Here is a 20,359-nt window from a genome sequence, read left to right as displayed (position 1 = left end):
TGGTACGGATGGCGCGCACGGGTGTCGCGCGCAAGGTCCAGTGTGCGGGACCGCCCGCCCGGGGCGGTCCCGCACACTGGGTGACGATCGCTACTTCAGGCCGGGGTACAGCGGGTGCCGCTCCGCGAGCGCGGCGACCCGGGCGCCGAGCGCCTTGGCCTTCTCCGCGTCGAAGCCCGGCTTGAGCGCCTCGGCGATGACGTCGGAGACCTCGCGGAAGTCGTCGGTGCCGAAGCCGCGGGTGGCCAGCGCGGGCGTGCCGATCCGCAGGCCCGAGGTGACCATCGGAGGGCGCGGGTCGTTCGGGACGGCGTTGCGGTTGACCGTGATGCCGATCTCGTGGAGCCGGTCCTCGGCCTGCTGCCCGTCCAGGTCGCTGTCGCGCAGGTCGACCAGGACCAGGTGCACGTCCGTGCCGCCGGACAGCACCGAGACGCCCGCCGCCGTGACGTCGGCCTGCGTCAGCCGCTCGGCGAGGATCTTCGCGCCCTCCAGGGTGCGGACCTGGCGGTCCTTGAACTCCTCGCTCGCCGCGACCTTGAAGGCGACCGCCTTCGCCGCGATGACGTGCTCCAGCGGGCCGCCCTGCTGGCCGGGGAAGACCGCCGAGTTGATCTTCTTGGCGAGTTCGGCCGTGGACAGGATGACGCCGCCGCGCGGGCCGCCCAGCGTCTTGTGCGTGGTCGTGGTGACGACGTCCGCGTGCGGCACGGGGGAGGGGTGGAGCCCCGCCGCGACCAGTCCGGCGAAGTGCGCCATGTCGACCATCAGGTAGGCGCCGACCTCGTCGGCGATCCGCCGGAAGGCCGCGAAGTCCAGCTGCCGCGGGTAGGCGGACCAGCCGGCGATGATCAGCTTCGGCCGGGACTCCTTGGCGAGGCGCTCGACCTCGGCCATGTCGACCTGGCCGGTCTCGGCGTCCACGTGGTAGGCGACCACGTTGTAGAGCTTGCCGGAGAAGTTGATCTTCATACCGTGGGTCAGGTGCCCGCCGTGGGCGAGGTTCAGGCCCAGGATCGTGTCGCCGGGGTTCAGCAGCGCGAACATCGCGGCCGCGTTGGCCTGCGCGCCCGAGTGCGGCTGGACGTTGGCGTGCTCGGCGCCGAACAGCGCCTTGACCCGGTCGATGGCGAGCTGCTCGACGACGTCGACGTGCTCGCAGCCGCCGTAGTAGCGGCGGCCGGGGTAGCCCTCGGCGTACTTGTTGGTCAGCACCGAGCCCTGGGCCTGGAGGACCGCGACCGGAGCGAAGTTCTCCGAGGCGATCATCTCCAGGGTGGACTGCTGGCGGTGCAGTTCGGCGTCGACGGCGGCGGCGACGTCGGGGTCGAGCTCGTGCAGGGAGCTGTTGAGAAGCGACATCTGGGGGGTCATCCGTCCGGAGGTCGGGGTGGGCAGGTCGGGGCGGCCTGACGCCGCCGCGGCGGCGTCAGCTGCCGGTGAAGGCGGTGTACTCGTCGGCCGAGAGCAGGTCGGCGGGCTCCTCGGACACCTTCACCTTGAACAGCCAGCCGCCCTCGAAGGAGGCCGAGTTCACCAGGGAGGGGTCGTTGACGACGTCCTCGTTGACCTCGGTGACCTCACCGGAGACGGGGGAGTACAGGTCGCTGACCGACTTGGTGGACTCCAGCTCGCCGCAGGTCTCGCCCGCGGACACCGAGTCGCCGACCGTCGGGAGCTGGACGTAGACGACGTCGCCGAGGGCGTTCGCCGCGTGCTCGGTGATGCCCACCGAGGACACGCCGTCCGCGTCCGCGGCCGACAGCCACTCGTGCTCCTTGCTGTAGCGCAGCTGCTGGGGGTTGCTCATGGCGTGAATTCTCCTGGATGACGGGATGTGCTGGTGAACGGCTGTCTTGACAGGTGGGACGGCGGTGCCCGGTGTGCGGGCGCGGCCTCAGCGCTGCCGCTTGTAGAACGGCAGGGCCACCACCTCGTACGGCTCATGGGTACCGCGGATGTCCACGCCCACACCGGAGGTGCCCGGCGCGGCGTGCGCGGCGTCCACGTACGCCATGGCGATCGGCTTGCCCAGGGTCGGGGACGGGGCGCCCGAGGTGACCTCGCCGATCACGGCGCCGCCGGCCACCACCGGGTAGCCCGCCCGCGGGACCCGGCGGCCCTCGGCGACCAGACCGACCAGCTTGCGCGGCGGCTCGGCCGCGGCGCGCTCCGCGGCGGCGGCCAGCGCCTGCCGGCCCACGAAGTCACCGGGCTTGTCGAACTTCACGACGCGGCCGAGACCGGCGTCGAACGGGGTGAGGGCGGTGGTCAGTTCGTTCCCGTACAGCGGCATGCCCGCCTCCAGGCGCAGCGTGTCCCGGCAGGACAGGCCGCAGGGCACCAGGCCGGCGTCCGCACCCGCCTCGGTCAGCGCCTGCCACAGCTTCTCGGCGTCGGCGGGTGCGACGAACAGCTCGAATCCGTCCTCGCCGGTGTACCCCGTGCGGGCGATCAGCGCGGAGACGCCGGCGACCGTGCCGGGCAGTCCGGCGTAGTACTTCAGGCCGTCGAGGTCGGCGTCGGTCAGCGACGCCAGGATGCCGGGGGACTCCGGGCCCTGCACGGCGATCAGCGCGTACGCGTCCCGGTCGTCGCGCACGGCGGCCTCGAAGCCGGCCGCGCGCTCGGTCACGGCGTCCAGGACGACCTGCGCGTTGGAGGCGTTGGCGACGACCATGTACTCCTGCTCGCCCAGGCGGTAGACGATCAGGTCGTCCAGGATGCCGCCGTCGGGGGCACAGATCATCGTGTAGCGCGCGCGGCCGACGGCCAGCGCGGAGATGTGGCCGACCAGTGCGTGGTCGAGCGCCTCGCCCGCGGCGGGGCCGGTGACCGTGATCTCGCCCATGTGGGAGAGGTCGAAGAGACCGGCCCGGGTCCGGACGGCGGTGTGCTCGTCGCGCTCGCTGGCGTACCGCAGCGGCATGTCCCAGCCCGCGAAGTCGGTCATGGTGGCACCGAGGGAACGGTGCAGGGCGTCCAGCGCGGTACGGCGGGGTTCACTCATCGGGCGGGCTCCCAAGGACATGGAAAAACAGGTCGGGCGATGACAGGAAGGGGGCTTGCCCTCCCCATCTGTCATCGGAACCTGAGAGGTTCACCTGGACCCTCCGTGCGGAGGAGCCCGGGTTTGCACCTTGGGTGGGGCGGCCGCCCCGGACCGGGAGGGCTCGCCCGCTTTTCAGATGTGCCTCGGACGCGCGGTATCTGTGCCTGAGAGATTCAAGGGAGGACTTGCTCCTTCGGCGCCCCGCCCGCCACGGCGGGAGCGGGGAACTCTCCCGCGCGGCCTCGAACGGCCGATATGTGATTGAGGCCGCCATCATTGCACGGCCGCTCGGCCTTGTCGCGGCCGTGTCCCCGATGTCCCGGTCGGGTCCCGATCGTGTCGTCACCGCGTTGCTTCCCTGGGTAGACGCATACCGAGGATTTACCATTTCTTGAAAGTCTCACCGGGAGGGCGACTGTGCGGTGGCAGAGTGCGTATGCGACGGCCGGGGCACCGGCCGCTCCCCGTCCGGCGGCCGTGCGCCGGCCGCCGGTCCGTCCCCGCAGCGCGGCCCGCGACGGGCGCTCGGTGCGCCCGGGCCGGCTGGTCGACCTGCGCGCGGGCCGCACCCGGGTGCGGCGGTTGCGCTACCCGGCCGGCGACGTCCTGATCGTCTCCGGACTCCCCGGCGGCGGCAAGAGCACGCTCATGCGCCGCGTGTCGGGCGACGCCTGGCTGATCGACTCCCAGGACGTGCGTGAGCGCTGGCAGGCCCGGATGCCCCGGCTGCTGCCCTACGCCGTCTACCGTCCGCTGGTGCGGCTGGCGCACTACACGGGGCTGTGGCGGGCCCTGCGTTCCGGGGCCGGTGTCGCCCTGCACGACTGCGGCACCCTGCCGTGGGTACGGGCCTGGGTCGGCCGGGAGGCCCGGCGCCGCGGCCGGGGGATGCACCTGGTGCTGCTCGACGTGCCCGTGGCGGCCGCCCTCGACGGGCAGCGTTCGCGGGGGCGGGCGGTCTCGGCGTACGCGATGGCCCGGCACCAGCGGGCCTCGCGGCTGCTGCTGCGCGCCGCCGAGGAGGGCCGGCTGCCGGCCGCGTGCACCTCGGCGGTGCTGCTGGACCGCGAAGCGGCCCGGCGGCTCGAGGCCATCGACTTCGACGGCTGAGCGGCCGGGCCACCACGTGACGCGGTGAGGGAGCGGTGAGTTCGCCGACTACTGGACCTGTGAGGCAGGGGCCATCGGCACCGCAGGCATCTCGGGAGCCTGGGGAACCGCGGCCGGGTCCTGCGCCGACTGGTCGTCCAGCGGCAGGGGGATGGGAAGGGGAAGCGCACCGGTCAGGAGCTTCGGCACGGACAGCAGAAGCGCCTGCAGGTCGGCGACGACGGTGGTCACACCGGCGGTCACCGCCGCGAGGTCCTTGGCCAGGACCGCCTTCACCAGCGCGGCGACGTCGTCCACCAGCTTGTTGAGCTGGTTCTGGACGTCGGTCACGGGGTCCGCCGCGCGCTCGCTGCCGTCGGCGGGCACAGCGGCACCCGCGGGCTGCGGGTCGGCGGCGGGATCGGCCGGGACCTGGACGGACGGGTCGGCCTGCGAGGGGTCGGCGGCCGACGGGTCGGCCGACGCGGCCGACTGGTCGACGACCGTGGACAGCTGCTGCGTCGCCTCCTCCAGGCCCTGGCGGAGCTCCTCGAGCTTCGCCGAGTCGGGAGCCTGGGCCTGGGCCTCCTGAGTGAGCTTCGCGCCGATCGACAGCGTGTCACCCAGCTTGGCGATGAGGTCGGCACGGCCGGTCTCCGCCGCATCGGCGGCACGCGCCAGGTGAACGGCCGTGATCCGGACCGGGGCGTGGGCACTCGCGACACCGCCGGTGAGGCCCATCGTCAGCGAACCGCAGACGGCGGCCGCTATGAGGGCGGAGGTGGTCCTGGTGATGCGCATATTGAGGAATCTCCCAAGTGAGGGTTTTGTCCTTGCCTGCCCCACCTTGTGAGAAGTCGTGACCCCTCGCAACCGGACGATCGCGTGGTGTGACGGTTCCCGGTCCGGAGGGGCCCGACGGGCCCGCCTGCGGATAGGGTTTTGGGAGAGGGCACCACGACCGGATTTTGCGAGGCGAGACGCAGTGAACATCCCTGGGCAGCGGATACCCGACGGATTCGCCCCGGCGTTCGCCGGCGCACAGCCCGCCGGCACCTGGCCCGCCAACGAACTCGAGGAAGTCCTCACCGCGGCCCTCGGCGATCCCGGTGCGACCGCGCGGGTCCTGGAGGTGCTGGGGCGCTCGCAGTTGTGGATCCCGCTGCCGGCCGGCGGCAACCAGAGCAGCCCCGACCTGGACCTGCCCACCATCGAACTCGGCGGCGGCGCCTATGTGCCGGTGTTCAGTTCCGAGCAGCAGTTCCTGCACGCCGCGCGGGGCATGGACTTCGCCGTCGCCCCGGCCCGCGAGTTCGCCCGCGGACTGCCGCCGCAGGTCGGCATCGCCGTCAACCCCGGTGGCGCGGTGGGCATTCCGCTGCCGCCGCCCGCCGTCATGGAACTGTGCCGCACCGACCGCGAGCCCGGCACGCCGACCGGGGCCCGGGTCCGGCTGTGGGAGCCCTCGCCGGACGAGGAGCCGGTGGACTTCCTGGCCGCCGCCGCGGGCGAGTTCGCGGTCACCCCGGTCGTCCTCACCGCGCGTCGGGCCCTGGCCAGCGTCGAGGGGGACCCGGCCGCGCTCTTCATCGGCGTCGAACTCGACCGCTGGCAGGAGGAGGACCGGGGCGCCGCGATGACCGCGCTGGGCCGCGCGCTCGGTGCCGTCCCGGTGCCGTGGCAGGTCAATCTCGTCCTCCTCGACGTCGCGCAGGACCCCGTGGGGGACTGGATGATCGAGCGCGTGCGACCCTTCTTTGTCGGCACCGGCGCATAACCTGGGTCCGGCAGGCGAAGCAGCAGACGACGCAGCGACGGAAGGGCGGGTCACGTGGGCGCGGGCGCGGGAGGGGACGGTGGGCTGGAGCATGCGCTGCGGCAGGTGACGCCCGGCAGGTTCGACGCGTACGAGACACTGCTGCGCACCCTGGCCGACAGCGAGGTGTGGATGCTGCTGTGGCAGGGCACGCCCGGCGGCGCGGACGCGCAGTACGGCAACATCGAGGTGGGCGGCTACGGTTACGCCCCCTGCGTGACCTCCTCGCGCGAACTGGCCGCCAGCGGCTGGACCCGGGCGCACGAGGTCGTGTCCGGCCGCGAGATCGCCGCCTCCCTCTTCCCGGACCGCTGGGGCCTGTGGCTCAACCCGCACGCCCCCGGCGGCGGGGTCGGCGTCCCCTGGCTCGACCTGCGGCGGATCGGTCTCGGGCTGGACCACGCCCCCGCGGGGCCGCTGCGGATAGCCGAGCCCGCGCTCCAGATCCCGCAGTACTACGCCCTGTTGTCCCAGCAGGCCCACCGCACCCCCGCGGTGCGCTCCCTGCGCCGCGCCTGGGTCCAGCCGGCCGTCGGCGAGCCGTACCTCGCGATCGGCGTCGACCTCTACGACGCCGGCCCCCAGTCCGCCGAGACGGTGCGTCTGATGATGCAGTCCGCCCTCGCCGCGGTGCCCCAGGGACTGCCCGTCGCCGCGGTCGCCCTCGCCGACGAGTACGACCCCGTCGGCATGTGGATGCGGGCGGCCGCGCAGCCCTTCTACGACCGAGACGCCCATGCGGGCGGCGGCGGTGGCGCGAGTGCCGTCCAGGGGTGGGCGCCGCAGCGCTACTGAGCCGGGGCGGCTCGCGGGCCCTGCCCGCGGCCGCCCCGTGGACCGTCAGAGCGCCGCCGAGATCAGCCCGAGCGGAGGGCTGCCGAGCTCCAGCAGGGACGTGTGGAACCGCTGCAGCGTGAAGTCCTGCCCCCACTGCTGCCGGGCCCGTTGCCGCAACCGCATGATCTCCAACTTTCCCCAGGTGTACCGCCCGTAGGCCGCGTCGAAGGTGCCCCTGCGGGCCTCGGAGGCGGCGCCCGCGCGCGCGAGGTGGGCGTCGCGCATGAACCGCGCGGTGGCCTCCTCCGGCGTCATCGCCCCCGTGTGCAGCCCGATGGCACAGGCGAGCCGCGTGACGCGGACGAGCGCCTCCAGGGCGACGCCGATGGCGAAGCGGGGGTCGCGGGAGCGGAAGCCCTCCTCCAGGCAGACCTCCTCCACGTAGTGGGCCCAGCCCTCGCAGAAGGAGAGCGAGTGCAGCACCCGCCGGACCTGGGTCGGCGCGTGCCGCAGTGCCCGGCCGTGGGCGAAGTGGCCGGGCGCGACCTCGTGCACGGTGATCGCGGGCAGGCTGGTGCGGCTGAAGACCGACAGCCACTCCTCGCGCTCGTCCTCGGGCCAGTCCGGTTCCGGCGGGGTGACGTGGTACCAGGAGGCGGTGTCGGCCTCCTCGGGGGCGGCCCAGGTCATCATCGCCATGGACCAGCGCCGCGACGGCGGCGCGGGGCCCACGAGGCAGTCCCCGTCCAGCCACGGCACGAGCCCCCGGCGCCGGGTGAACTCGATGACCTCCTCGGTGAGCCGGGCGGCCTCGGGGATCACCCCCTCCGCGGCGGGGTGGTCCGCGAGCAGCCGCGGGATCAGCTCGTCCACGGTGTGCTCCGGGTCGAGCCGCCGGCAGGACTCCGTCAGCAGCTCGGTGAGCCGGTCGCGTTCGCGTTCCGCCTCCTCCGCGAGCGCCGACAGATCCACCGGCAGCCCTTCCTGACTGCCCATCAGTGCGGCGAGCGCGTCCCCGCCGAGCCGCGGGTCGGGGTCGCCGGTCTCGGCGGCCCGGGCGATGTGGTCCACCAGCCGGCGGTGCGCGGCGAGCGCCGGGCCGGCCTCCGGCTCCTGCTCCGGGTCGAGGTCGGCGGCCAGGCCGCGGACCGCCCCCAGGAGTGCCCCGGCGACGGGCGCGCTCACCCGGTCGAGGGACGCCACGGCCGCGTCCACGGCGTCCGGCCACTGCAGCAGATGCCGCCTGCGCGCCTCCGCGAGCTCCTCGCGGGGGGCGTACTCCCGGTCGTAGGCGGTCAGTTCGAGGTTGGACAGATGGGGATAGGGGTCCCGCCGGTGCAGTTCCAGCTCGCCGTACTGGACCCTGAGGGTGTCCTCGAAGACCGAAAGGTGCCGTTCGTCGTGTGTGTCCGTCAGCGGCGCTTCGCGGCGTCGCGCGTGGGCCAGCGCGGACAGCCCGCGGCGTACGCCGTCCGGCGACAGATCCTGGACCTGGCCGTCGTACTCGTGCAGTCCTGCCATCTCCCTGACCACGGGGACCATGAGGTCGCACACCGCGCGAAGCCGATCATTCATGGATCCGACGGTAGCGAGTACGGGCCTCTCCCGGCGATCTGTCAACGCGCGTAACACTGCGGTAATAACGGACGAAGGGTCATCGCATCACGGTTGCGCATCGCTTCCCTGCCAGGTCTGGCGCCTGATCGATGCCGCATTGAAGACTCACGCCTCAAGGCCGCCTCTCACGAGCCTTAACGATCCATCACACGACCGACACACAGCCCAGCGCCACCGCACCACCATCAAGAGCTGCGCCCGACATGGTCGGTCCGCTCCGTCGACCCGGGCGGACGGCCAGGCGAAGCCGGCCACCGCCGGCAGGGGGATGCACGAGGAGACATGACAGCACCGCTGCACGACACCGCTGAAACGGCCGTGGCCGACGTCGCCGCCGACATACCCGCGAAGGCGATCGAGGGCCGTTCGCCCGGTCGTATCGCATGGATGCGCCTCAAGCGCGACAAAGTGGCGCTGGCGGGTGGCGTCATCGTCGTCCTCCTTGTCCTTGTCGCGATCTTCGCGCCCCTGATCGTCAGCGCATTCGGCCACCCGCCGAACGACTTCCACGAGGACAAGATCGACCCGCTGTTCGGCACCCCCACCGGCAAATGGGGCGGCATCAGCGGCGATTACCTCTTCGGGGTGGAGCCGGTCAACGGCCGCGACGTCTTCAGCCGCATCGTCTACGGAACGCAGATCTCCCTGCTGGTGGCGTTCCTGTCCGCCGTCGTCGCGGTGGTCCTCGGCACCTTCTTCGGCATCGTGGCCGGCTATTTCGGCGGCTGGGTCGACGCCGCCATCGGCCGCGTGATGGACGTCCTGCTGGCTTTCCCGCAACTCCTCTTCATCATTTCCCTGGTCTCGGTCATGCCGAACTCGCTGCTCGGTTTCAGCGGCACCGGCGTTCGCATGGGCGTCCTGGTCGTGGTCATCGGCTTCTTCGGATGGCCGTACGTCGGGCGCATCGTCCGCGGTCAGACCCTGAGCCTGCGTGAACGCGAGTATGTCGACGCCGCGCGCAGCCTCGGTGCCGGCCGCGGGTACATCCTCTTCCGCGAGTTGCTGCCGAACCTGGTCGCGCCGATCACCGTCTACGCGACGTTGATGATCCCGACCAACATCCTCACCGAGGCCGCCCTGAGCTTCCTCGGGGTCGGCGTGAAGCCGCCCACCTCCTCGTGGGGCCAGATGCTCTACAAAGCACTGTCGTTCTACGAGACGGACCCGCTCTTCATGCTGATCCCGGGTCTGGCGATCTTCATCACCGTGCTCGCCTTCAACCTCTTCGGTGACGGCGTACGGGACGCGCTGGACCCGAAGGGCTCCCGCTAGCCCTTTGCACACCCGCCCCCTGCCGCTCTCGTCAGGTGGCTTTTCACCGATAGGAACGCAGGTCCGCGGATGTCGCGGACCGCGAATCACGGAGGTTGCGAAAAAGTGACATCCCCACGCTCATCGAGGCGCCTGGCCGCAGGAACGGCCGTCGTGGTCGCCGCCCTGCTGTCCACCGCTGCTTGCGGCGGCGGCGACGGCGGTGACAAGTCCGAGGGCAAGGCCAAGGCTCCGGGCTTCAACGCGGCCGTCAACAAGGTTGCCAACCCGTCCGAGAAGAAGGGCGGCACGCTCAAGTTCGTCGGCACGCAGGATGCCGACTCCTGGGACCCGCAGCGTGGTTACTACGGCTTCATGTGGGACTTCTCCCGCTACTACACCCGCCAGCTGGTGTCCTTCACGCCCCAGCCCGGCCCGGCCAGCACCACGCTGAAGCCGGACCTGGCCACCTCGCTGGCCAAGGTCGCGGACGGCGGCAAGACCTACACCTACACGCTCAAGGATGGCCTGAAGTGGGAGGACGGCTCCGCGCTGACCTCCAAGGACATCAAGTACGGCATCGAGCGCATCTGGGCCCAGGACGTCATCTCCGGTGGCCCGATCTACCTGCAGCAGGTGCTGGACCCCAAGGGTGAGTACAAGGGTCCCTACAAGGACACGTCGGCCGACAAGCTCGGTCTGAAGGCCATCGAGACCCCGGACGACAAGACGATCGTCTTCCACCTGGCCACGCCCAACAGCGACTTCGAGCAGATGCTGGCGATGCCGTCCGGCTCCCCGGTCCCGCAGTCCAAGGACACCGGCGCCAAGTACGGCCTCAAGCCGTTCTCCAGCGGCCCGTACAAGTTCCAGTCGTACACGCCGAACAAGTCGATGGTGCTGGTCCGCAACACCAACTGGAGCGCGTCCACCGACGACCTCCGCAAGGCGCTGCCGGACAAGATCACGGTCACCCTGACCACCAACGCCGACGACATGGACAAGCGCCTGATCAACGGCGACTACGACCTGGACCTGAACGCCACCGGCGTCGGCCAGGCCGCGCGCGCCGAGGTGCTCGGCAAGAACAAGGGCAACGCCGACAACCCGGACACCGGCTTCATCCGCTACGCGGTCTTCCCGACCACGGTCAAGCCGATGGACAACATCCACTGCCGCAAGGCGGTCATCCTCGCGGCCGACCACAAGTCGCTGCAGACCGCCCGCGGTGGCCCGCAGGCCGGTGGCGCGATCGCCCCGAACATGCTCCCGCTGGGCATCAAGGGCTCCGACGGCAGCTACGACCCGTACAACGTCCTCAAGGACACCACGGGCAACGTCGCTGAGGCCAAGAAGGAGCTCGCCGCCTGCGGCCAGCCCAACGGCTTCAAGACCACGATCGCGGTCCGCAACAACAAGCCGATCGAGATCGCCACGGCCGAGTCGCTGCAGGAGTCGCTGAAGAAGGTCGGCATCACCACCGAACTCGACGAGTTCGACGGCGCCCAGACCTCCGGCATCATCGGTGCCCCGAAGACCGTCAAGTCCAAGGGCTACGGCATCATCATCATGGGCTGGGGCGCCGACTTCCCGTCCGGGCAGGGCTTCCTCCAGCCGCTGGTCGACAGCCGGTTCATCCTGGAGAGCGGCAACAACAACTTCGCCGAGATCAAGGACAAGTCGATCGACGGCCTGTTCGACCAGGCGCTGCAGGCGCCCGACGCCAACGCGGCCGGCGAGCTGTACAAGCAGATCAACCAGAAGGTCTCCGAGGGCGCGTACTACCTGCCCTTCACCTTCGAGAAGAACATCATCTGGCGCAGCTCGCGCCTGACCAACGTCTACACGGCCGACACGTACAACGGCCGCTACGACTACGCCTCGCTGGGCGTGCAGTAAAACACCCTCGAATCGATCGAGTGCCACACCCGCTAGGCACGAAGGGCAGGTGATGGCCGCGTGCGGCGGCCCGGGGAACCCCCCGGGCCGCCGCCGGGCCGAGCACAGTGCTTGCATACCTCATTCGACGACTGTTCGCTGTCGTCGTCATGCTGTTGGTCATCATCCTGGTGACCTTCGGGATCTTCTTCCTGATCCCCAAATGGGTCGGTGTCGACCCCGCGACCTACTTCATCGGGAAGCAGGCGGACCCGGCCTCTCTTGAGGGCATCCGGAAGAAGATGGGCCTCGACGATCCCGTCCTCATCCAGTTCGGCAAGTTCCTGTGGGGGCTTGTGGCGGGGCGCGACTACGCCAACGGCGTCGACGTGACCCACTGCGCGGCGCCGTGCTTCGGCTACTCGTTCCGCAGCGAGCAGGCGGTCTGGCCGATTCTGACGGACCGGCTGCCGGTCACCCTGGGCCTCGCCGCCGGCGCGGTCGTCATCTGGGTGCTGGTCGGCGTCGGCACCGGCGTGGTCTCCGCCCTCAAGCGGGGCTCCGCGCTCGACCGCGGCCTCATGACCGTCGCCCTCGCGGGCGTCTCGCTACCGATCTACTTCACCGGCATGCTCGCCGCGGCGCTCGTCGTCTTCAAATTCCATTGGATCGACGGGCAGTACGTGGAACTGAGCGAAAGTCCATCGGGGTGGTTCGGCGGCATGCTGCTGCCCTGGATCACCCTGGCCTTCCTCTACGCGGCCATGTACGCCCGGATGACCCGCGCGACCATGCTGGAAATCCTCGGTGAGGACTACATACGCACCGCGCGGGCCAAGGGCCTGCGCGAACCGGTGGTCATCGGCAAGCACGCCATGCGGTCCACGATGACCCCGATCCTCACCATCCTCGGCATGGACCTCGGCGCCCTGGTCGGCGGCGCGATCCTCACCGAGACCACGTTCAGCCTGCCCGGCCTCGGCCAGGCCGCGGTGAAGGCCATCTCCGACAAGGACTTCCCGGTGATCCTCGGCATCACCCTGATCGCCGCGATGGCGGTCGTCCTTGCCAACCTGGTGGTGGACCTGCTGTACGCCGTGATCGACCCGCGAGTGAGGCTCTCATGACGGACCTCCCCATCCAGAAGACCGGCGCCGAGGCGCAGTCCGCGCCGAACGAGCCGGTTTCCGGGACGGCGTCCAGGCCCACGGCGTTCCTGGAGGTGCGCGACCTCAAGGTGCACTTCCCGACCGACGACGGCCTGGTCAAGTCCGTCGACGGCCTCTCCTTCCAACTGGAGAAGGGCAAGACCCTCGGCATCGTGGGTGAGTCCGGCTCCGGCAAGTCCGTCACGTCGCTGGCCATCATGGGCCTGCACCGGGCCGGGCAGTACGGGCGCAGCAAGGCCCGGATGTCCGGCGAGATCTGGCTGGACGGCAAGGAACTGATCACGGCCGACCCGGACGAGGTCCGGCGGTTGCGCGGCAAGGACGTCGCGATGATCTTCCAGGACCCGCTGTCCGCGATGCACCCCTACTTCACCGTCGGCGCCCAGATCGTCGAGGCGTACCGGGTGCACCACGGTGTGTCCAAGGCCGTGGCCCGCAGGCGCGCGGTCGAGATGCTGGACCGGGTCGGCATCCCGCAGCCCGACAAGCGTGTGGACGACTACCCGCACCAGTTCTCCGGCGGTATGCGGCAGCGCGCGATGATCGCGATGGCGCTGTCGAACAACCCCGAGCTGCTGATCGCGGACGAGCCGACCACGGCGCTCGACGTCACCGTGCAGGCGCAGATCCTCGACCTGATCCGGGACCTGCAGAAGGAGTTCGGCTCGGCCGTCATCATCATCACCCACGACCTCGGCGTGGTCGCCGAGCTCGCGGACGACATCCTGGTGATGTACGGCGGCCGCTGCGTGGAGCGCGGGCCGGCCGACAAGGTGTTCTACGAGCCGCAGCACCCCTACACCTGGGGCCTGCTGGGCTCGATGCCCCGTCTGGACCGTGAGCGCACCGACCGGCTCAATCCGGTCAAGGGCTCTCCGCCGAGCCTCATCAACGTGCCGTCGGGCTGCGCCTTCCACCCGCGCTGCCCGTACGCGGAGCTCACCGGCGGGGCCAGCACCACCGTCGTACCGGAGCTGCGCGAGGTGGGCAGCCGGCACCACGCCGCCTGCCACCTGGCCGCGGCGGACCGGGAGCGCATCTGGACCGAAGAGATTGCGCCGAAGCTGTGAAAGGCCAGGAGATGACGATCCCCCAGCAGTCGACCGCCGACGGGTCGGATGCCCTGCTCAAGGTGAGCGGCCTGGTCAAGCACTTCCCGATCACCAAGGGTCTGCTGCGGCGCCAGGTCGGCGCGGTCAAGGCCGTCGACGGCATCGACTTCCACGTCAACGCGGGGGAGACCCTGGGCGTGGTGGGCGAGTCCGGCTGCGGCAAGTCCACCATGGGCCGGCTGATCACCCGGCTGCTCGAACCGACCGGCGGGAAGATCGAGTTCGAGGGTCAGGACATCACGCACCTGGGCACCGCGGGTATGCGCCCGCTCCGCCGCGACGTGCAGATGATCTTCCAGGACCCGTACTCCTCCCTCAACCCGCGGCACACCGTCGGCACGATCGTCGGCGCGCCGTTCCGGCTGCAGAAGGTGCAGACGGAGAACGGGGTGAAGAAGGAGGTGCAGAACCTCCTGGAGCTGGTCGGCCTCAACCCCGAGCACTACAACCGCTACCCGCACGAGTTCTCCGGCGGCCAGCGGCAGCGCATCGGCATCGCCCGGGCGCTGGCGCTCAAGCCGAAGCTCGTGGTGGCGGACGAGCCGGTCTCCGCGCTGGACGTCTCCATCCAGGCCCAGGTGGTCAACCTCCTGGACGACCTCCAGTCCGAGCTCGGCCTGACGTACGTGATCATCGCGCACGACCTGTCGGTCATCCGGCACGTGTCGGACCGTATCGCGGTCATGTACCTGGGCAAGGTCGTCGAGGTCGCCGACCGCGAGGACCTCTACACCAAGCCGATGCACCCGTACACCAACGCGCTGCTGTCCGCGGTGCCGGTGCCGGACCCCAGGCGGCGCACTGCGCGCGAGCGCATCCTGCTCACCGGTGACGTCCCGTCGCCGATCGCGCCGCCGCCGGGCTGCCGTTTCCACACCCGGTGCTGGAAGGCGACCGAGGTGTGCAAGACCACCGAGCCGCCGCTGGTCGCACTGGCCACCGGCCACCAGGTGGCCTGCCACCACCCCGAGAACACCGGCGGGGACTCGGACGGGGCCGGCCCGGCGGAGAAGGCGGCCGAAAAGGCCTGACCGGCCCCCCCGGCACAATGGGACCGGTGCACACCGAACTGTTCAGCCACTCCGTCCAGCACCTGCTCGACCTCGCCGGAATCTTCGTCTTCGCGATCTCCGGCGCACTGCTCGCCGTGCGCAAGAACTACGACGTCTTCGGCATGGCGGTGCTCGCCGAGGTCACGGCGCTGGGCGGAGGGCTGATCAGGGACCTGATCATCGGGGCGGTCCCGCCGGCCGCCTTCACCGACCTCGGGTACTTCCTGACCCCGCTCATCGCGACCGCGGTGGTCTTCTTCCTCCATCCGCACGTGGAGCGGATCAACACCACCATCAGCGTCTTCGACGCCGCCGGGCTCGGCCTGTTCTGCGTCACCGGCACCACCAAGGCCTACGACCACGGGCTGAACCTGACCGCCTCCGCCACGCTGGGCCTGGCCACCGCGGTCGGCGGTGGTGTCCTGCGCGACCTGCTCGGCAACGAGGTGCCGTCCCTGCTGCGCTGGGACCGCGACCTGTACGCCGTGCCGGCCATCGTGGGGGCCACCGTCGTGGCGCTGCTCATCCACTTCCGGGCGCTGACCCCGGGCACCGGCGTGGTCGCCGTCGTGAGCGCCTTCGGGCTGCGGCTGCTGGCCATGCGCTTCCACTGGCGGGCCCCGCGCGCCTGGCACCGGCGCAGCCGGGCCGAGGAGGACGCCGCCACCGTGTGAGACGTGCCACGGCGCGCGCCGGGCGGCGCCTGTGCGGCCCGGGGCCGGGGCCCTGACGGGTCGCCGGGGCGGGTTCGCGGGGCCGGTGGACCCGTAGAATCGAGGTCACCATGGCCTACTTCGACCACGCCGCCACGACACCGATGCTGCCGGAAGCCGTGGCGGCGCTGACCGCTCAGCTCGCCGTCACGGGCAACGCCTCGTCCCTCCACGCGGCCGGCCGAAAGGCCCGGCGCACGGTGGAGGAGTCCCGCGAAGCACTGGCCGCCGCGCTCGGCGCCCGGCCCAGTGAGATCGTCTTCACCGGGGGCGGCACCGAGGCCGACAACCTCGCCGTCAAGGGCCTGTACTGGGCCCGCCGGGCGGCCGACCCGCGGCGCACGCGCGTGCTGGCCAGCCCCGTCGAGCACCACGCGGTGCTGGACGCCGTCGACTGGCTGGCCGAGCACGAGGGCGCGCGCGTGGAGTGGCTGCCCGTCGACGGTCACGGGCGCGTGCACGCCGAGGCACTGCGCGAGGCCATCGCCCGCGACCCGCACGACGTCGCCCTGGCCACCGTGATGTGGGCCAACAACGAGGTCGGCACGATCATGCCGATCAAGGAACTCAGCGCGGTCGCGCGGGAGTTCGACGTACCCCTGCACTCGGACGCGGTCCAGGCGCTGGGCCAGGCCGAGGTGGACTTCGCGGCCTCGGGACTCGACGCGATGACCGTCACCGGCCACAAGGTCGGCGGGCCCTACGGCGTCGGCGCCCTGGTGCTGCGCCGCGAGGTCGGCCCCGTCCCCCTGCTGCACGGCGGCGGCCAGGAGCGCGGCGTGCGCTCGGGCACCCTCGACGTTCCCGCGGTCGCCTCCTTCGCCGTCGCGGGCACCCTCGCGGCCGAGCGCCGCCAGGAGTTCGCCCGGGACGTCGGAGCCCTGCGCGACGACCTGGTCACCCGGGTCCGCGCCGCCGTCCCGGACGCCATCCTCAACGGCGACCCCGCCCCGGAGGGCCGCCTGCCGTCCAGCGCCCACTTCTCCTTCCCCGGCTGCGAGGGCGACTCCCTGCTGCTCCTCCTGGACGCCCAGGGCATCGAGTGCTCCACGGGCTCCGCCTGCACCGCCGGCGTCCCCCAGCCCAGCCACGTCCTGCTCGCCACCGGCGCCGACCCCGACCTCGCGCGCGGCTCCCTGCGCTTCTCCCTCGGCCACACCTCCACCGCGGCCGACGTCGACGCCCTCGTGACCGCCATCACCCCCGTCGTCGCCCGCGCCCGCAGCGCCGGACTGTCCTGACGCGCGCGTATTCTTGGCAGCGCTATGACTGACTTCCCCGGTGCACCCACAGGTCCTGGCGACGGCCGTCGCCTCCGCGTGCTCGCCGCGATGAGCGGTGGCGTCGACTCGGCCGTCGCGGCCGCCCGTGCCGCCGAAGCGGGGCACGACGTGACCGGCGTGCACCTGGCGCTGTCCGCGAACCCCCAGTCGTTCCGCACCGGCGCGCGCGGCTGCTGCACCATCGAGGACAGCAACGACGCGCGCCGCGCGGCGGATGTGATCGGCATCCCCTTCTACATCTGGGACCTCGCCGAGCGTTTCCGCGCCGACGTGGTCGACGACTTCGTCGCCGAGTACGCCGCGGGCCGCACCCCCAACCCGTGCCTGCGCTGCAACGAGAAGATCAAGTTCGCGGCGCTGCTGGACAAGGCGATCGCGCTGGGCTTCGACGCCGTGTGCACCGGCCACTACGCCACCGTCGTGGTCAACCCCGACGGCGGCCGCGAACTGCACCGCGCGTCCGACGCCGCCAAGGACCAGTCGTACGTCCTCGGCGTACTGGACGAGCGGCAGCTGGCGCACGCCATGTTCCCGCTCGGCGACACCCTCACCACCAAGGACGAGATCCGGGCGGAGGCGGCCCGCCGGGGTCTGTCGGTGGCGAAGAAGCCGGACAGCCACGACATCTGCTTCATCGCCGACGGCGACACGCAGGGCTTCCTCGCCCGCCGGCTCGGCACCGCCGAGGGCGACATCCTCGACGAGGACGGCAACCGCCTCGGCACCCACGACGGCGCCTACGGCTTCACCGTCGGCCAGCGCAAGGGCCTGCGGCTCGGCGTCCCGGCTGACGACGGCAAGCCCCGCTACGTCCTGGACATCTCGCCGGTGGACAACACCGTCACGGTCGGCCCCGCCGACGCGCTGGACGTCGTCGCGCTCACCGCCATCCGGCCGCGCTGGTGCGGTACCGCGCCCGCCGCGGACGGCCCGCGGGCGTACACCGCGCAGCTGCGCGCGCACGGCGAGGACGTGCCGGTCGTGGCGGAACTGGCCGGGGAGGAACTGCGCGTGCGCTTCACCGGCGACCCCGTCCGCGGTGTCGCGCCGGGCCAGGCGGTCGTGCTGTACGAGGGCACCCGCGTCGTCGGCTCGGGCACCATCGCCGGCACCGAGCGCCGCGCCCGCGCCGCCGCAACGGCCTGACGGTCCGTACCAGCCGCGTCGCCCGCCTCGCCCCCGCCGGCCGCTCGCGGTGCGGCGGCACCGGGATGCTGTGAGACGGCGAAACGGCGATACGGAAGACTGGACCGCATGAACATCTGCGTCTTCCTCTCCGCCGCCGACCTGGACGCCCGCTACACCGAACCGGCGCGCCGGTTCGCCGAGTTGATCGGCAAGGGCGGCCACACGCTGGTATGGGGCGGCTCGGACGTGGGCCTGATGAAGGTGCTGGCCGACGGGGTCCAGGAGCACGGCGGCCGGCTGGTCGGGGTCTCCGTGGGGTTCCTGGCGGCCAAGGCCCGCAAGAACGCCGACGAGATGGTGATCGCCGCGGACCTCGCCGAGCGCAAGGCGGAGCTGCTGGCCCGCGCCGACGCCGTGGTGATCATGGTGGGCGGCACCGGCACGCTGGACGAGGCCACCGAGATCCTGGAGCTGAAGAAGCACGGCCTGCACACCAAGCCGGTCGTGCTGCTCAACACCGCGGGCTTCTACGACGGGCTGAAGGAGCAGTTCCAGCGCATGGACGCGGAGGGCTTCCTGCCGATGCCCCTGACCGACCTGGTGCTCTTCGCGGAGGACGAGGTCTCGGCGCTCGCCTGTCTGGAGGAGACCGCGGGCATCGTGTGAGCCCGGGTGATGCGAGCATGGGGCCATGTCGATTCACCTGATCACCGGAGCCGGTTCCGGCATCGGCGCCGCCGTGGCGCGGCGCCTGCTCGACCGCGGCGACGAGCTGTGGCTGCTGGCCCGCGACGCCGGACGCGCCAAGGAACTCACCGGCCGCTTCCCCGGGGCCCGTACGCTCGTCGGCGACCTGGCCGAGCCCGAGCGGCTGTCGTGGGCGCTGGGCCACCAGGAGCCACCGGACCGGCTGGACTCCCTCCTGCACGTGGCGGGCGTCGTGGACCTGGCTCCGATCGGCGACCTGACCCCGAAGATCTGGAACCAGACGCTGGCGGCCAACCTCGTCGGCCCCGCCGAGCTGACCCGGCTCCTCCTGCCCCAACTGCGGCTGTCCCGAGGCCACGTGGTCTTCGTCAACTCCGGCGCCGGCCTCAACGCGCACGCCGGGTGGGGCGCCTACGCGGCCAGCAAGCACGGCCTCAAGGCGCTCGCCGACTCGCTCCGCGAGGAGGAGCACGCCGCCGGGGTGCGGGTCACCTCCGTCTACCCGGGTCGCACCGCGACGCCCATGCAGGCCAAGGTGCACCAGCAGGAGGGCAAGCCGTACGACCCCTCGCGCTGGATCGACCCGGAGTCGGTGGCGACGACGATCCTGACGGCCGTCGACCTGCCGAGGGACGCCGAGATCAACGACCTCACGGTCCGGCCGGGGGCCTGACCGGTGGCGACGGGCGAGGAAGAGCGGTTCGTACTGGCCGAGGGCACCGCCACCGGCGTCGGCTCCCTGCCGGGCGGCGACGCGCGCGAGGCGGCGCGCACGGCGACGGGGGCGGTGGAGGCGCTGCCGTTCCTGCCGGAGCTGCCCGCGCGCGGCCCCGGCGCCGACATGATCGGGCGCAGTCTCGGCCTGCTGGTCGAGCTGTACGCACGGGTGGAGCCCAGCGGCTGGCGGTTCGGGGACCGTCCGGGCCGGGACACCCGGCGCGCCAGGGCGTGGCTGGGGGAGGACCTGGACGCGCTGGAGGAGTTCACCCAGGGCTACCAGGGTCCGCTGAAGATCCAGGCGGTCGGTCCGTGGACGCTGGCGGCGGCGGTCGAGCTGCGGAACGGCGAGGCCGCCCTGTCCGACCCGGGGGCCTGCCGCGACCTGGCGGAGTCGCTCGGCGAGGGGCTGCGGCTGCACCTGGAGGACGTGCGCCGCCGGATCCCGGGTGCCCGTCCCGTGCTGCAGCTGGACGAGCCGTCGTTGACCGCCGTGCTGCGCGGGCAGGTCAGGACGGCCAGCGGGTACCGGACGCACCGCGCGGTCGACCGCGCGGTGGTCGAGGGCGGGCTGCGGGACGTCATGGCCGCGGCGGGCGGTGTCGGAGGTGTATCGGTGATCGTGCACTCGTGCGCGCCGGACGTGCCGTTCGCGCTGCTGCGGCGCGCCGGGGTGGCCGGGGTGTCGTTCGATTTCTCGCTGCTCACAGAGCGTGACTGGGACGCGTTCGGTGAGGCGGCCGAGGCGGGGACCGCCCTCTTCACCGGTGTCGTGCCCGGCACCGACGCCCCATTGTCGGACCCTGCCGGTAGCGTCAGTGGTGTTCGGGCGCTGTGGCGCAGGCTGGGGCTGTCCCCGGAGGCTCTGGGCACCTCCGTGGCAGTGACCCCGTCCTGCGGTCTGGCAGGGGCCTCCCCGGCCTATGCCCGTGCCGCGCTCGCGCACTGCGCGAAGGCGGCACGCTCGCTCGTCGACAACCCTGAGTGAGCCCTG

19 protein-coding genes and 1 riboswitch are annotated in these 20,359 nt (G+C 71.7%); of the genes, 14 read left to right on the top strand and 5 right to left on the bottom strand.

The genetic code is table 11. The features are described 5' to 3' along the window. Nucleotides 1–90 precede the first annotated feature (90 nt). From glyA to gcvT, 3 genes are all read right to left on the bottom strand, one after another. Nucleotides 91–1,362 (bottom strand): serine hydroxymethyltransferase, encoded by a 1,272-nt coding sequence (glyA, locus tag ACIP98_RS29950; protein WP_401978922.1) that lies wholly within the window; start codon nucleotides 1,360–1,362, stop codon nucleotides 91–93. Between the two features lie 67 nt (nucleotides 1,363–1,429). Beyond that, nucleotides 1,430–1,810 carry a glycine cleavage system protein GcvH gene (gene gcvH, locus ACIP98_RS29945; protein ID WP_319659863.1) on the bottom strand — a complete coding sequence of 127 codons (381 nt, stop codon included), beginning with the start codon at nucleotides 1,808–1,810 and terminating at the stop codon, nucleotides 1,430–1,432. Nucleotides 1,811–1,897: 87 nt separating this feature from the next. Continuing rightward, nucleotides 1,898–3,010, bottom strand: coding sequence for a glycine cleavage system aminomethyltransferase GcvT (gene gcvT, locus ACIP98_RS29940; protein ID WP_401978920.1), 1,113 nt, complete (start codon nucleotides 3,008–3,010; stop codon nucleotides 1,898–1,900). A 184-nt stretch (nucleotides 3,011–3,194) separates the two neighbouring features. Further along, nucleotides 3,195–3,297, bottom strand: a riboswitch (glycine riboswitch). Nucleotides 3,298–3,469: 172 nt separating this feature from the next. Here gcvT and ACIP98_RS29935 point away from each other — a divergent pair. Further along, the gene (locus tag ACIP98_RS29935) at nucleotides 3,470–4,162 is read left to right on the top strand and encodes an AAA family ATPase (RefSeq protein ID WP_319659859.1); all 693 of its coding nucleotides are present in this window, start codon (nucleotides 3,470–3,472) and stop codon (nucleotides 4,160–4,162) included. Nucleotides 4,163–4,210: 48 nt separating this feature from the next. Here the strand turns inward: ACIP98_RS29935 and ACIP98_RS29930 are convergent, their stop codons facing one another. Then, nucleotides 4,211–4,942 (bottom strand): hypothetical protein, encoded by a 732-nt coding sequence (locus tag ACIP98_RS29930; RefSeq protein WP_319659857.1) that lies wholly within the window; start codon nucleotides 4,940–4,942, stop codon nucleotides 4,211–4,213. A 184-nt stretch (nucleotides 4,943–5,126) separates the two neighbouring features. Here ACIP98_RS29930 and ACIP98_RS29925 point away from each other — a divergent pair, with 184 nt between their 5' ends. Next, nucleotides 5,127–5,918 carry an enhanced serine sensitivity protein SseB gene (locus ACIP98_RS29925; RefSeq protein ID WP_401978919.1) on the top strand — a complete coding sequence of 264 codons (792 nt, stop codon included), beginning with the start codon at nucleotides 5,127–5,129 and terminating at the stop codon, nucleotides 5,916–5,918. Nucleotides 5,919–5,972: 54 nt separating this feature from the next. Then, complete coding sequence (locus tag ACIP98_RS29920; protein WP_401978917.1) at nucleotides 5,973–6,752, top strand: enhanced serine sensitivity protein SseB C-terminal domain-containing protein; 780 nt, start codon at nucleotides 5,973–5,975, stop codon at nucleotides 6,750–6,752. Between the two features lie 45 nt (nucleotides 6,753–6,797). On the opposite strand, the gene ACIP98_RS29915 is transcribed toward ACIP98_RS29920, so the two are convergent. Beyond that, nucleotides 6,798–8,309 carry a DUF885 family protein gene (locus ACIP98_RS29915; RefSeq protein WP_401978916.1) on the bottom strand — a complete coding sequence of 504 codons (1,512 nt, stop codon included), beginning with the start codon at nucleotides 8,307–8,309 and terminating at the stop codon, nucleotides 6,798–6,800. Nucleotides 8,310–8,633: 324 nt separating this feature from the next. On the opposite strand from ACIP98_RS29915, the gene ACIP98_RS29910 reads away from it, so the two are divergent. From ACIP98_RS29910 to ACIP98_RS29860, 11 genes are all read left to right on the top strand, one after another. After that, nucleotides 8,634–9,626 carry an ABC transporter permease gene (locus ACIP98_RS29910; protein WP_319659851.1) on the top strand — a complete coding sequence of 331 codons (993 nt, stop codon included), beginning with the start codon at nucleotides 8,634–8,636 and terminating at the stop codon, nucleotides 9,624–9,626. A gap of 105 nt (nucleotides 9,627–9,731) precedes the next feature. After that, nucleotides 9,732–11,504, top strand: coding sequence for an ABC transporter substrate-binding protein (locus ACIP98_RS29905; RefSeq protein ID WP_319659849.1), 1,773 nt, complete (start codon nucleotides 9,732–9,734; stop codon nucleotides 11,502–11,504). Nucleotides 11,505–11,611: 107 nt separating this feature from the next. Beyond that, nucleotides 11,612–12,610 carry an ABC transporter permease gene (locus tag ACIP98_RS29900; RefSeq protein WP_319659847.1) on the top strand — a complete coding sequence of 333 codons (999 nt, stop codon included), beginning with the start codon at nucleotides 11,612–11,614 and terminating at the stop codon, nucleotides 12,608–12,610. Beyond that, on the top strand, nucleotides 12,607–13,722 hold the full coding sequence (locus ACIP98_RS29895) for an ABC transporter ATP-binding protein (protein ID WP_319659845.1): 1,116 nt from the start codon (nucleotides 12,607–12,609) through the stop codon (nucleotides 13,720–13,722). Before ACIP98_RS29900 ends, ACIP98_RS29895 begins: the two co-directional genes overlap by 4 nt. 11 nt (nucleotides 13,723–13,733) lie before the next feature. Beyond that, nucleotides 13,734–14,795, top strand: coding sequence for a dipeptide ABC transporter ATP-binding protein (locus tag ACIP98_RS29890; RefSeq protein WP_319659843.1), 1,062 nt, complete (start codon nucleotides 13,734–13,736; stop codon nucleotides 14,793–14,795). A 26-nt stretch (nucleotides 14,796–14,821) separates the two neighbouring features. Next, nucleotides 14,822–15,490 carry a trimeric intracellular cation channel family protein gene (locus ACIP98_RS29885; RefSeq protein WP_319659841.1) on the top strand — a complete coding sequence of 223 codons (669 nt, stop codon included), beginning with the start codon at nucleotides 14,822–14,824 and terminating at the stop codon, nucleotides 15,488–15,490. 110 nt (nucleotides 15,491–15,600) lie between these two features. Continuing rightward, the gene (locus ACIP98_RS29880; protein WP_319659839.1) at nucleotides 15,601–16,770 is read left to right on the top strand and encodes a cysteine desulfurase family protein; all 1,170 of its coding nucleotides are present in this window, start codon (nucleotides 15,601–15,603) and stop codon (nucleotides 16,768–16,770) included. A gap of 24 nt (nucleotides 16,771–16,794) precedes the next feature. After that, a complete protein-coding gene (mnmA, locus tag ACIP98_RS29875; protein WP_401978915.1) occupies nucleotides 16,795–17,958 on the top strand; it encodes a tRNA 2-thiouridine(34) synthase MnmA in 1,164 nt (387 codons plus the stop codon). A gap of 108 nt (nucleotides 17,959–18,066) precedes the next feature. Then, nucleotides 18,067–18,606, top strand: a complete 540-nt coding sequence (locus ACIP98_RS29870) for a TIGR00730 family Rossman fold protein (protein WP_319659835.1) — start codon at nucleotides 18,067–18,069, stop codon at nucleotides 18,604–18,606. 25 nt (nucleotides 18,607–18,631) lie between these two features. Further along, the gene (locus tag ACIP98_RS29865; protein WP_401978914.1) at nucleotides 18,632–19,321 is read left to right on the top strand and encodes an SDR family oxidoreductase; all 690 of its coding nucleotides are present in this window, start codon (nucleotides 18,632–18,634) and stop codon (nucleotides 19,319–19,321) included. Between the two features lie 3 nt (nucleotides 19,322–19,324). After that, on the top strand, nucleotides 19,325–20,353 hold the full coding sequence (locus ACIP98_RS29860; RefSeq protein WP_319659831.1) for a methionine synthase: 1,029 nt from the start codon (nucleotides 19,325–19,327) through the stop codon (nucleotides 20,351–20,353). Nucleotides 20,354–20,359: the final 6 nt, after the last annotated feature.

Source organism: Streptomyces sp. NPDC088354 (assembly GCF_044753585.1).
In the GTDB taxonomy this organism is placed as follows: Bacteria; Actinomycetota; Actinomycetes; order Streptomycetales; family Streptomycetaceae; genus Actinacidiphila.
Note: the sequence above shows the minus strand (reverse complement) of the source record. Positions and strands in the feature narration are given on the sequence as shown.